This window comes from Mesorhizobium sp. L2C084A000 (assembly GCF_000502875.1).
Classification (GTDB): Bacteria; Pseudomonadota; Alphaproteobacteria; order Rhizobiales; family Rhizobiaceae; genus Mesorhizobium.
Window position 1 is genome coordinate 1 of record NZ_AYWX01000076.1, and the last position, 250, is coordinate 250.

Sequence of the window (250 nt, forward strand, 5' to 3'; positions counted from 1 at the left end):
CTTGAGAGCAGGGTTCATCAGCGCCGTGGTCCGGCCATCGGGCCCGCCTGCTTCGGGTCCGACCAGGGTTACCGGAAAGCCCGCCTCGGCGAAACCGAGCGCCGCGATCAGTCCGGCAGGGCCGCTGCCGGCTACCAGTATCCGTGCTGTCTCGCGATGATCCAAATTGGACTTCCAGTTTGCGATGCAGGTGTCTACCCATGGATATAGGTCAGACCATGCGGCTTGATCAACGCGGCGATTAGGCTCA

At 62.4% G+C, this 250-nt stretch carries 1 protein-coding gene; it reads right to left on the reverse strand.

Going from position 1 to position 250, the window contains the following annotated elements; genetic code table 11:
- Window positions 1–165 (reverse strand): FAD-binding protein (locus X735_RS1000000170200; RefSeq protein WP_155930650.1); only part of this gene is annotated, 165 nt, incomplete at its 3' end.
- Window positions 166–250 lie beyond the last annotated feature (85 nt).